Origin of the sequence: uncultured Polaribacter sp., assembly GCF_947495205.1 — a bacterium.
GTDB lineage: Bacteria > Bacteroidota > Bacteroidia > Flavobacteriales > Flavobacteriaceae > Polaribacter.
Genome location: NZ_CANLXV010000011.1, coordinates 96,009 through 108,014, shown reverse-complemented (window position 1 = coordinate 108,014; position 12,006 = coordinate 96,009). Strand labels below are relative to the sequence as shown.

The 12,006-nt window shown below is 29.1% G+C and carries 14 protein-coding genes; 8 read left to right on the top strand and 6 right to left on the bottom strand.

Features of this window, described 5'->3' with window-relative positions:
• Window positions 1-32: 32 nt before the first annotated feature.
• On the top strand, window positions 33-731 hold the full coding sequence (locus Q0762_RS11535) for a DUF4369 domain-containing protein (RefSeq protein WP_298767051.1): 699 nt from the start codon (window positions 33-35) through the stop codon (window positions 729-731).
• An 84-nt stretch (window positions 732-815) separates the two neighbouring features.
• On the top strand, window positions 816-968 hold the full coding sequence (locus Q0762_RS11530) for a hypothetical protein (RefSeq protein WP_298767050.1): 153 nt from the start codon (window positions 816-818) through the stop codon (window positions 966-968).
• On the opposite strand, the gene Q0762_RS11525 is transcribed toward Q0762_RS11530, so the two are convergent.
• Together Q0762_RS11525 and Q0762_RS11520 are read right to left on the bottom strand one after the other, a co-directional pair.
• Complete coding sequence (locus Q0762_RS11525) at window positions 965-1,375, bottom strand: hypothetical protein (RefSeq protein WP_298767049.1); 411 nt, start codon at window positions 1,373-1,375, stop codon at window positions 965-967. The two genes, Q0762_RS11530 and Q0762_RS11525, sit on opposite strands and share 4 nt — an antisense overlap.
• 40 nt (window positions 1,376-1,415) lie before the next feature.
• The gene (locus tag Q0762_RS11520) at window positions 1,416-1,871 is read right to left on the bottom strand and encodes a DUF4442 domain-containing protein (protein WP_298767048.1); all 456 of its coding nucleotides are present in this window, start codon (window positions 1,869-1,871) and stop codon (window positions 1,416-1,418) included.
• Between the two features lie 153 nt (window positions 1,872-2,024).
• Between Q0762_RS11520 and Q0762_RS11515 the strand changes: the two genes are divergently transcribed.
• From Q0762_RS11515 to Q0762_RS11500, 4 genes are all read left to right on the top strand, one after another.
• Window positions 2,025-2,456 (top strand): DUF4870 domain-containing protein, encoded by a 432-nt coding sequence (locus Q0762_RS11515; protein ID WP_298767047.1) that lies wholly within the window; start codon window positions 2,025-2,027, stop codon window positions 2,454-2,456.
• 103 nt (window positions 2,457-2,559) lie between these two features.
• On the top strand, window positions 2,560-2,904 hold the full coding sequence (locus Q0762_RS11510; protein WP_298767046.1) for a PadR family transcriptional regulator: 345 nt from the start codon (window positions 2,560-2,562) through the stop codon (window positions 2,902-2,904).
• Complete coding sequence (locus Q0762_RS11505) at window positions 2,897-4,582, top strand: PspC domain-containing protein (protein WP_298767045.1); 1,686 nt, start codon at window positions 2,897-2,899, stop codon at window positions 4,580-4,582. The genes Q0762_RS11510 and Q0762_RS11505 overlap by 8 nt, the downstream gene beginning before the upstream one ends.
• 95 nt (window positions 4,583-4,677) lie before the next feature.
• Window positions 4,678-5,403, top strand: coding sequence for a head GIN domain-containing protein (locus tag Q0762_RS11500; protein WP_298767044.1), 726 nt, complete (start codon window positions 4,678-4,680; stop codon window positions 5,401-5,403).
• Between the two features lie 78 nt (window positions 5,404-5,481).
• Here Q0762_RS11500 and Q0762_RS11495 read toward each other — a convergent pair whose 3' ends face one another.
• Window positions 5,482-5,793 (bottom strand): DUF3050 domain-containing protein, encoded by a 312-nt coding sequence (locus Q0762_RS11495; RefSeq protein ID WP_366941005.1) that lies wholly within the window; start codon window positions 5,791-5,793, stop codon window positions 5,482-5,484.
• 159 nt (window positions 5,794-5,952) lie between these two features.
• Window positions 5,953-6,585, bottom strand: a complete 633-nt coding sequence (aat, locus tag Q0762_RS11490) for a leucyl/phenylalanyl-tRNA--protein transferase (protein WP_298767043.1) — start codon at window positions 6,583-6,585, stop codon at window positions 5,953-5,955.
• Window positions 6,586-6,708: 123 nt separating this feature from the next.
• On the opposite strand from aat, the gene Q0762_RS11485 reads away from it, so the two are divergent.
• Both Q0762_RS11485 and Q0762_RS11480 read left to right on the top strand, forming a co-directional pair.
• Window positions 6,709-7,344: a VTT domain-containing protein gene (locus Q0762_RS11485; protein ID WP_298767042.1), complete on the top strand. Its 636-nt coding sequence runs from the start codon at window positions 6,709-6,711 to the stop codon at window positions 7,342-7,344.
• A 22-nt stretch (window positions 7,345-7,366) separates the two neighbouring features.
• Window positions 7,367-7,606 carry a DUF1456 family protein gene (locus Q0762_RS11480; protein WP_298767041.1) on the top strand — a complete coding sequence of 80 codons (240 nt, stop codon included), beginning with the start codon at window positions 7,367-7,369 and terminating at the stop codon, window positions 7,604-7,606.
• A 3-nt stretch (window positions 7,607-7,609) separates the two neighbouring features.
• On the opposite strand, the gene Q0762_RS11475 is transcribed toward Q0762_RS11480, so the two are convergent.
• Together Q0762_RS11475 and Q0762_RS11470 are read right to left on the bottom strand one after the other, a co-directional pair.
• Window positions 7,610-8,290, bottom strand: coding sequence for a hypothetical protein (locus Q0762_RS11475; protein WP_298767040.1), 681 nt, complete (start codon window positions 8,288-8,290; stop codon window positions 7,610-7,612).
• The gene (locus Q0762_RS11470; RefSeq protein ID WP_298767039.1) at window positions 8,287-12,000 is read right to left on the bottom strand and encodes a reprolysin-like metallopeptidase; all 3,714 of its coding nucleotides are present in this window, start codon (window positions 11,998-12,000) and stop codon (window positions 8,287-8,289) included. Before Q0762_RS11470 ends, Q0762_RS11475 begins: the two co-directional genes overlap by 4 nt.
• Window positions 12,001-12,006 lie beyond the last annotated feature (6 nt).

Below are 12,006 nucleotides of genomic sequence, written 5' to 3'. Positions count from 1 at the left end.
GCATATTTGCATACTCTAAAACGCAAAAAATCATGAAAAAAATTATCGCAATTTGTTTATTATTGGTGGCTGTCGCTTGTTCTTCTAAAAAAGAAGGAAACATGATTGTGCAAGGAAATATTAAAGGACTTAAAAAAGGAACTTTATACCTGCAAAAAATGAAAGACACCGTTTTAGTTTCTATAGATTCTGTAAAAGTTTTTGGTTCTGGCGATTTTAAGTTAACAGATAATGTAACATCTCCTGTGGTGTATTATTTAACGTTCGATGGAAACACAACAAACAAAAGAATTTTATTTTTTGGTAACAAAGGTACCATTACAATAAATGATAATATTGAATTTTTTGGAGTTGCTCCAGAAATTACGGGTTCTGAAAATCAAATTATATTTAATAATTATTTGAAAATAAATAGTGGCTTTAACAACCAAAATTTAGAATTTATTAAACAAGATTTTGAAGCTAAAAAATCACAAAATGTAGACTTGCAAGAAAAACTACGACAAGACTACAATAAAATGATTAGAAGAAGATATCTATTTACTACAAATTTTGCGCTTGCTAATGCAAACTCTGATGTAGCTCCATATTTAGCTTTAACAGAGCTTTACAATGCCAATATTAAATTATTAGACACCATAAACAATTCTTTATCACCAAAAGTAAAAAAATCTGATTATGGAAAACGTCTAGATAAATTTATTGAACAAATTAAATCTAAAGAAAAATAACGGACGCTATATGTAGTTTTTACAGAGATTTTTTATGATTTCTTTAAGTATTTAAATGATTACTTTTGTAAAAACCATTTGATTATGAAATATTTATCTCCAGAAATAGAAGCATTATCTAAACAATTTGAAGTTACAAAATCTTTAGCAAGAACTAATGTATCTTGTGGTATTTTTCAAGATTGCGATTATACCGAAGAAAGACCGAAAATTTATATGCCTAAACAAAAAAACTAATTTTTAAATTTTAAAAATTTAGCTTTTACATTTATCACATTCTTGGTTTCAACCGTTAATTGTTTATCATTAATATCTTCTGTAATTTCATCTCTTTGGCTATTAGAAAAGTTTGTTATTAAAACTGCATCTGCACCAACCTTTTTTGCTTTTTCTATAATTAATTGATTATAATCTATATTTCCATCACTAAAAAAAACGCCTCTTTCATGATCTACAAAACTTAAAAGGCCCATTACCGAGTAATTAAAATTAATTTCTTTTTCATCAAAAAGTAAAACTACATTTTCTGTTGGCGCATAGTAATTACCAATATAATTTAATTGTGGTTGCACATTTAATAGCATTGCACAATTAGAAAATAACAGCAAAACAAAGCATAAAATAACTAGTTTTTTTAGATACATAATTTTTAGTTTTTCTTAAAAACTCAATATTAATGCCAAACTATGCTTTTACTCTTAAACTCCACTCAAAAATAAATCTAGAAACTATAACTCCTTCTTCATTTTTCCCTTCTGAAGTAAGCTTAACAACTTGTCCTTCTTTTGTTTGATTCGATTTTTTAATAGCTTTATTAATTTCTAAGTCGCCCAAACAACTAAATATTATTTTACCTGTAGCTTTTTTAAAAAAACTAGCTTCCTGATGGGTAACCAACATAGATACTTTTAAATTACTTACTTCTATGGCTTTCATTACCAAAACAGCAGTACACATTTCTGCAGCCATACCTTGTGCAGCCCAAAACATACTTTTAAACGGGTTTTGATTGATCCATTTATGGCGAATAACAACAACGGCTTTCGTTTTAGAAACCTCTTTAACGCGCATTCCACTTAAATAGCCAAGTGGCAACTTAAACAACATAAACCAATTTATCTTACGTGGTGTAATCTTCATTTTTCTTTTGTTTGTTGGTAATTTACCACTTTTTTAAATAAAAAAAGAAAGTCTTTAAATGTTAACAAAATGTTAATTACAGTACTATGTATTGCATAATACCTTTTTAAAGATATATATTTGCATAAGAAAGTATTATATAGTTTAAATATTATGTCAAAAAACAACCAAAGTACAAACGCTTTTTTAATTCATATTTCTGCCTTTGCTGGATTTATATTTCCTCTTGGTCATATAATAACACCACTTATTGCATGGCAAACATTAAAAAAAAGCAGTAGTTTTTTAGATGAACAAGGTAAAGAAGCCGTAAACTTTAATTTAAGTTATACATTATATACTGTAATTATAACGCTATGTTTTATTCCTTTTGCCTTTGGTTCTTCTTATAGAGAATTTATAAGTTTTAATAATTTTAATTTCAATTATAAACTAAACACAGATTATATATTTAGCTTTTTAGGTTTGGGTTCTTTAACAGGTATAATTTATTTGGCAGGAGTTATATTGGTAATTATTGCTTCTACAAAAGCAAGAGATGGTTTGCCTTATAAATATCCTTTCACGATTAAATTTCTGAAATAAAAAATTGTTCCTAAAAAACTTATAAAATGAATTCAAAAAAAATAATTAAAAACAAATATTTCTTCACTTTAAATAAGATGGTAAGAATTATAAAAAAAAATAAATGAAAATAGAAAACACAAAAGCACAAATGAGAAAAGGTGTTTTAGAGTATTGCATTTTATCCATTCTTAAGAAAGGAGATGCCTATACATCTGAAATACTTTCTACTTTAAAAAGTGCAGAAATGATTGTGGTAGAAGGTACCATTTACCCATTGTTAACCCGTTTAAAAAACGCTGGTTTATTAACCTATAGATGGGAAGAATCTACCTCTGGACCACCAAGAAAATATTACGTTTTAACAGAAAACGGAGCTCTTTTCCTAAAAGAATTAGACAAAACATGGAGTAATTTATTAAACGCAGTAAACCAAGTAATTAGCACAAAAAAAACTACTAATGAATAAGACAATAAACATAAATTTAGGCGGATTTTTCTTTCATATAGACGAAGCTGCATATCAAAAATTAAAAAGGTATTTAGAATCTATTTCTAGATCTTTAAGTAATGATTCACAAGGAAAAAACGAAATTATTGCAGATATAGAGGCTAGAATAAGCGAACTTTTATCTGAAAAAATTACAGACGCAAGACAAGTAGTTAATGAAAGCGACATAGAGGATATTATTGGCATTATGGGGCAGCCAGAAGATTACGCAGAAGCAGAAGAAGGCTATTCTGAAGCAAGCTATTCTTATGAGACAAATAAGAAATCTGGCAAAAAATTATTTAGAGATGGAGATGATAAATTTTTAGGTGGTGTTGCCTCTGGAATTGCGCATTATTTTAATATTGATGTCATTTGGATTCGTTTAGCAATGTTGGCCTTATTTTTTGGTGCAGGTGTAGGTATTATTGTGTATCTGATTTTTTGGATTTTACTACCTGAAGCTAAAACTACCGCAGAAAAATTGCAAATGGAAGGCGAGCCCGTAAATATTGATAATATCGAAAAAAAAATAAGAGAAGAATTTACAAATGTTTCTGAAAATGTTAAAGATTTTGCAAACAATGCTTCTGAGAAAATTAAAAATGGAGCCAATGAATTTTCAGAAAAAATGTCTTCTAATTTTCCAGTAAAGAGAAAAAAAAATAATGGACTGCAAGATTTTTTAGATACCATAGGTAAAATATTTTTAATGTTTTTTAAAATAATTGGTAAATTCATAGGAATTATTTTAGTGTTTGTAGCTGCAGCTGTTATTTTATCTCTAATTATTGGAGGGTTTTCTGTAGGAAGTTTTGAGATTTTAAATATTAATGGAGAATTTATAAACTATCCCGATTTTTTCTTTGGTGCAAGTTTGCCTAAATGGTTATTAACCTTATCGCTCTTTATCTTAATAGGTATACCTTTTGTTATTTTATTTGTTTTGGGGTTAAGAATTTTATCTAGCAATGTAAAACAGCTCACAAAAACAACATCTTTAAGTCTATTAGGTATTTGGTTGGTAGCTCTAATTATAATGATTTTTACCGGTATAGAATTTGGCACAAAACATGCAAAAAAAGGGAAATTTATTCACAAAACAGATTTATATGTTAGTCCCAAAGACACTTTAACGGTAAAAATTGTAAATGATGATTTACTTTTTTATCAAGAAAATGTAAGAAGAAGATATGGTAAAGAACGTATTGAAGCGAATGGAGAAACTGTAGCGTATAGTAACGATGTGAATTTAAATATTAAAAAAAGCACTAAAGACAAAGCGTATGCTGTAATTCAAAAAAAATCTAATGGACGCAGCAGAATTGATGCCAATAATTCTGCAGAAAAGATAATTTACAACTACAAATTAAATGACAATGAACTTATTTTAGATGCCTTTTTCTTATCAGATATTGGTAATATTTATAAAGATGAAGAAGTAACAATTACAATTTACTTGCCAGAAACCACCAATATTTACCTAGATGAATCAGTAAAATACTTTTTAAATGATGTTAAAAATTCATCAAAAATGTATAAGAGAGATATGGCACCACATTATTTTATTATGACCAATCAGAAATTAAAATGTACAGATTGTAGTAATAAAATTGATGAACCAAAAGCAAAACAACGTATAAAAAAGAGCATTTAATACAAGTCGGTATTAAAAAACAACAACTGGGCAACTCTTTTTAAAGAATAAGCGTCTATTAAATGATATTTACCATATAATTAAAAATCAATATTATGAAAAAATCAATCAACCAAGTATTTACATTATTATTAACAACTTTACTTTTAAGTTCTTGCAGTGTAGATATGCTAAATAGAATAGAAGGTAATAGAAATGTTAAAGTTGAAGAACGCATACCAGATGCAGCATTTTCTGAGGTAAAAGTAAGTGCTGGTTTAGCCTTATTTCTTAGTGAAGATAAAAGAAATTCTATTACGGTAGAAGCAGATGAAAATTTACATGATAATATAATTACAGAAGTAGAAAACGGTATTTTAAAAATATACCCTAAAAACCCAATTTATAAAGCAAAAGCAAAGAAGGTTTTTGTCACTGCTGCAAACTTTACAAACATAATAGCTTCTAGTGGAAGTTCTGTAACTAGTGAAAATATTTTAAATTCTAGAGAAATTTCTTTTACAGCCTCTAGTGGTGCTCAAATAAATGTGGAAGTAGATTCTGAAAGTATTGCTACCAAAACTTCTAGTGGTGCTAACATTAAAATTTCTGGTAACTCAAAAAACCATGCTTCTAAAGCTTCTAGTGGCAGTGCCATACGCGCATACAATTTAAAGAGCAACAATGTTATTGCAAAAGCAAGCAGCGGAGCAAGTATAAATGTACATGCAACAAATAAAATTGCAGGCAAAGCATCTAGTGGTGCAGGCATAGATTTTAAAGGAGATCCTAAAAATGTTAGTAAAAAAACCTCTTCTGGAGGAAGTGTTTCTGGCAGTTAAAAACAAAAAAAATCTGCTATTTTATAGTTTGAAAAGACTTAAGATAGCAGATTTTTAATTGATATTAAACCTAAAAGTTTAAGTAAGTACAGTTTTGTATTGCTGCTTTTCTTCTTCTATTAAATCTGAAATAGCATTCCAAAGTTGAATTCTTTTTTCTAAAGATTGTTTTGCTACAGCTAAAGTTTCATTCCATTTTTCATTATCATCTTTACACAATTCAACTACCATTTCTAAAGATAATGGTCCATGTTCATCACCATCTAATTCTATATGTCTTTCTAAGTAATAATTAATTTTTTTATAACGTTGGTTTTCTGAATCTGAGTTTTTAAGAATTTCTATAAACATATCTGGTATAACATCTTCTCTACCAAAAGTAAATAGAATATTCTAATTAAAATAAATACTAAAATAGATAAAATTATTAGTGAGTAGAAAAATAAAGCACAGGTTAAATTCAATAAAAAAAGCGCATAATTTTGGTGGTAAACAATGGATTTTATTTAAAAATGTAACTCATCTAATACGTAGTTTTAACAAAAACCACTATTTATTATTTTTTAAAATCTGTAAAAATAAATCTCTAGAAATTTCTTTGGCTCCTAAACTAGCTAAATGCGTATTGTAAACTTGGCAGTCTATTAATCTATATTTTTTGCTTTGTGCCAAATAAATAAATGCAAGTTTTGATGCATTAGAAACTTTACTAAACATACTTTCTCCACAAAACATACCATTAATTTCTAGGCCATACAAACCACCTACTAAGTTATTATCTAACCAAACTTCTACAGATTTTGCTACTCCTGCCTTATGCAGTTTAATATAAGCTTCTTCCATATCATTAGTTATCCAAGTTCCCAAACCATCGTTTCTATGTATTGTTTTACAATTGTATATTACCTCTGTAAAGGCTTTGTTTTCTGTAATTGTAAATTGATTTTTCTTAATAATTTTACGCATCGATTTAGAAACCTTAATTTCATTAGGAAATAATACCATTCTATCAAAAGGACAATACCAAACAATTGGTTCTCCTTCAGAAAACCATGGGAAAATTCCTTTTTTATATGCAAAAATTAAACGTTGTACAGACAAATCTCCTCCCAAAGCAATAATGCCTTCTTTAGAAGTAAACTTATAATCTGGAAACGTAATTTTATCTGTAAGCCAAATCAAACTCTCTATTTTTTTTTTGCTAAATTACAAACTATCAATAAAAAATGTTAATGTATTTTTAAATTGATTTTTATTAGTTTAAAGTTGTTATTTTTGCAAAACTTTTTAGACAAGGAAGTTTATATGAAAATTAAAAAGCCAAGAATAAAGCGAATTAAAACCAAAAAAGAGCGTGCAAAATTAATGCACAGTTACTACTCTAGAACTGGTTTTTACATGTTTATTTGGGAAAGTCTTAAGAAAGCTTTTATACCTGTTGTTACTTTAGTAGTTGGTTTGTTTTTAATAAACAACTATGTTTACAATATAAATGAAGGTTTAGAGCGCATCACAGAAACGTTTTCTAAACTGGGTATTTTTTCTTTTTTCTTTACATCAGAAACACTATTAGGTTTAGTGCCTCCAGAAATTTTTATTGCTTGGACAAAAAAAACTACAGAACCTGTTTTAAATCTTGCTATTTTAGCAACACTTTCTTATTCTGGTGGCTTAATATCTTACTTTATTGGTAAAACTGCCTTAAAAATTAAAGCTGTTAAAGATTATTTAGAAATTAAAATGGAAAAGCACTTAAAAAACACTTCTAAATGGGGTGGTTTTTTAATAATTGTTGGTGCATTATTGCCCGTACCTTTTTCTATTACTTGTGTAGCTGCTGGTATGATTAAATACCCTTTTAAGAATGTAATCCTTTTTGGTTTGTTTCGTTTTTTAAGATTTGCAGTTTACGCTTGGGCTATTTTTCAAGTTGTAGATTAATAAATTAACTTACCTTTGCAACATGGGTTTAACAAATAACGATATTTTTAAAAAATTACGTGTAGCACATAAATTACGCGATACTGATATTATAGAAATTTGCGCTTTGGTAGATTTTAAAGTTACAAAAGGCGAACTAGGTGCAATTTTCAGAAAAGAAGACCATCCTAAATATGTTGAATGTGGAGATCAATTTTTGCGTAATTTCTTAAACGGATTGGTTATTTATTTACGCGGACCAATGCCTGAAAAGAAAAAATAAATTTTAATTCACCGTAAATTCAGAGGTTTGTCCTATTGCTTTTGCGCCTAAGTTATCTTTAACATTAACTTTCCAAGAATACGATTTTCCGCTTTCTACATTTACCGTAAAGTTTTTAGTTGTAAGAGAATCTTCTATAAGACTTATTGCATTGCCTTCTCCAAAATACACCTCATAAGTTAAAGTATCTTCTGTATTAATATCAGAAGCATTCCATATTAAATTTACACTACCAGCATTAACAGTTTCATTATTTGCTGGTGTAAGTTGTTCTGCCATAAAAGGGGCATAATTAGAAACTAAATCTCCTTGTGTGTAAAATGCAAAAATAGCAGATTTTGTACCTTGATTATTCGCAACATCAATAGCGTTTACTTGCCAATAATAAGCCGTTGCTTTTTCCAAATTAAATGTTATTTGGGTAGTTGCTACTGTGGTATTTTCAACAACATCTGTTAATTGTCTGTCTCTAGCGATAATTATATTGTATGCTACCTCATCTTGCTCTGGATCTACAGCATTATTCCAATTAAAGGTAATTGTATTATCTATACAAAGTAAATCATTGGAAGGAAATACCAAATTAAAACTAGAAGGCGCATTATTTTCGGGTTCCTCTTTAGAGCATTTAACAGCTGTAATAGCAAAACAAAATACAAAAAGTAAAAATATTATTTTTCTCATTGTTTTATAATTTTTATGGGTTTAATTTGCGTAGGTAATTTTAAAATATAAATGCCTTTTGTAAAATTTTGAAATGGTATAGTTGCTATATTATTGAATGTATTTACTGATCTTTTATACACTAACTGACCATTAATATTAAAAATAGCCACTTCTATTGCATCTCTTTTAAACTCTAAAGGCAATAATAAATCTATTGTATTAACTACCGGATTTTGTAACAAAACAATACTTTGAATAGAAGTTTTAAAAGACCCTTCGCAATCTTTTGCAGATTTAATTTCTAATTTACCTCCTTCTTCTGGTGTAATTTCAAAAGTTGTACTGCTCGTAGTTAAAAGCAGTTTATTATTTAAATAAACATGGTAAGGTGCCGTTCCGTTTTCTATATTAAACTGATATTTCTTTGCACTTAAATTACTAGTAGTTTTTAAAGAAATAGGGTTAGATGCTGTTATTTCAACTTCAAAACATTGCGTAAAATTAAAATCTTCTGTTGTTACGCATATTTCATAAAAACCTGGCTCTAAATCTGAAAATAAAGTACTTGTTAAATTATTTAAAGTACGCGTTAAATTTGTTGTACTGCCTGATACAGTTATGCTATAATTAAACGCTGGTTGATTCACAGAAACTTCAATAATACCATCATTTTGATCTACACAACTCTCTGAAGTAGTTCTAACAGAAACATTGTTTGGATTTAAACCAGGTTCTGTAACAGTTACAGAATAATCTTCTGTTTCTCCCCATTCTGTAAAATGATCTTCATCACAAGGACCATCTCCAAAACCATCATCAGGATCATCGTATTCTATAATTACACGCATGGTAGTTTTGCCAAATTTTGCATCTTCAGGAACAGTAATACTTAAAGAAGCTGTAGCCACATCTTCCGTTTTTGTACCCAAATCATACCTTTCTGTTTCCGTATCAAAAATAAAATCTCTATTCCAATCTATAAAAACATAGCAATGATCTTGAAACCCACCAGTATCAAATGTTACATTTATAGTATAAGAAGTGTTTCTAAAAACATTTGTATTAATATTTGTGAAATTTTCATAGCCGCCGTTTGTATTATTACCCGTATTATTATTGATAGAATTAAATGTAACATTAAGAATATGCTCTGTTCCACCAGCTTCATCTGTAAAGGTAGATGTACAATACGAAGGTGATTCTGTAACAAAATTAAACACATTAGAAAAAGCACTTTCTGTACAACTATTTTTAGATTTTACACGCCAAAAATAAGCGGTTTCTCCATTTGCATTGGATAGTGTTATACTTGTGTCTTCTAATTCTTGCTCTAAAATAATATTAGCAAAAGAATTATCTAATGCTACTTGTACAAGGTAGCTTGTAGCACTTACATCTTCTTGCCAAGTTAATTGTTCGGTTAAAGTTACATTTTGTTGCTCATTAATAGGAGAAACTAAAGTAACCGGGTTTAAATTAGACGCTGTAACTGTAAAATTTACTGGTATATTTTGACTTAAAGATGAAGCATTCCCTAAAATATTTATTGTAAAATCTTCTGGTGCAATACCATCTAGATTACTTAATACCATGGTAACATTGCCATCACTAGAAATGGTATTAGGGCTAAAACTTACATTTGATCCAACAGGATTACCTGTGGCAGTAAATGTTACTGTTTCTGTAAACCCATTAATAAAATCTACATTTAAATTATATGAAACAGACTGATTACCAGAATTACAAGCTGCTAAATCTCCCGATGAATTGGTTAAAATAAAACTAGGTGCTGTAGACCTAATTGTTAAATTACTGCTATTTACATTATAAAATACATTATCTGCTGCTTCTACTAAAATTCTAGCTGTTGTAGTAATATTATTTGGTACGCCTACTATTTCTGAACCATCATTAGGCGTGTTTTCTTTTAATAAAATAGGAAATGTTAAACCACCATCAACAGATAATTTAATATTTACTGTTTTACAATTAATTGGTGCTACATCAGTAGTTCCTTTATTCCAAGTTATTGTTTCTGTACTTCCTGCATCCCAAGTTTCTGCTGTTGTTTGTGAAGTAACTTCAAAAGGAGCTGCATCTGTTACAGAAATTAGCATATTATCTCTAGAAGTTGCGCCACCAGATGTATTATTATCTCTTACCAGAAGAGAAAAATTTAAGACTCTCTCTACAGCAGGTAAAACTTCCCAAGTATTTGGTACTCCTGTAATAACACTTGAAAGAGAAGGAAAATATCTTTGAGGTTCTGTTTTAGATGGTAAAGAACGAAACATTGGGCCAACTGTATTTACCGGCTGTGGCGGCATAGCACCCACTTCATTATCTACTTGTTCCCAATTATACGTTAATGTGTTTAAGCCGTCTGCATCTGTTGCACTCGCAGTTAATACAAAAGGTGTGGCTTTTGGTATACTATAATCTAAACCTGCATTTGCAACTGGAGCACTATTTCCTAATGGTGTTAACGTTGCACAAGTACCAGAAGATTGAATAATATTCTGCATTTGTGTAATACTTACTGCGTGAAAATAATCGTCACTTTGCCCTTGAACGTTTGGGCTACAAATACCACCATAACCCATTATAGTAGAACCACTACCAGTTTCTACTGCAGAAGAACCTGTTCTTTGACAATCGTTATTTTGTGTATGTGTTGCACCAAATTGATGACCAAATTCATGTACTACAAAATCAATATCATAAGGATCTCCAATAGGAGCTTCTCTACCAGTTACTCCTTTAGCTTTTTGCCCATTAACACAAACTACACCTAATCCTGCCAAACCATCTCCACCAATACTAAAAACATGGCCAATATCATAATTAGCTGCACCAATTGCTGTATCAATTATAGTTTGTACTTCATCAATCATTTCATTAGGATCTCCATCTGTAATATTATCAGTTTCTGCATCTAAAAATACAATTTTATCATTATCATCTACAAATTGCATAGTTACCCCCAAATCCTTTTCAAAAATACCGTTTACTCTATTCATAGAGGTATTCATTGCAGATAATACAGCTGCTTTTTTTTCAATTTCCGTTGCAGATTCAGATATTCCTTGATTATTCAAATGAAATGCTGCATACTCTCCACTACAGGTTATAGCCAAACGAAAGGTTCTTAAATTGCCATCATTTACAATTTTAGAACTAAAACTTGGTGCTGCTTTTTTATTGGTGAATTCTTCTACTTCGCATTTAAAAGCTTTGTCCTCATTTTTTAAATCAGATGTTTTATATACAATAACATCTGTATTATCTTTACTGTAAGGATCTATATAAATAGTTTTACCATTTGCTGAAAAAACAACGGCATGAAAACCGTCTGTACCCAAACTAATTTTTGCGAAATCTGTTGGATTGTCTATACCTGTTGCTGTATATGATTTAATTTCTGGAAATTTACTTGCTAATTTATTCGAAAAATTAGAAGTTTCTCTAATCACAAAAGTTTTTAAAACACCATTTGCGTTTGGTAATTGTATTTTTTTAGATTTTCCTTTTAATTGATTTTTTATACCAATTGCATTTATATTATAAATCGAATATTTATCCGGAAAATTTTTAAAAGTTTTTAGTGCTTTCTTTTGTAAATAATAGGTTTCTATATCTTTTTTCTGCCATATTTCTTGTGCTTTCGTTGATTGAAAACTAAAAATTATGCAAACAAAAAGAAACTGTAAAAATTGTTTAAAATTCATAAATAA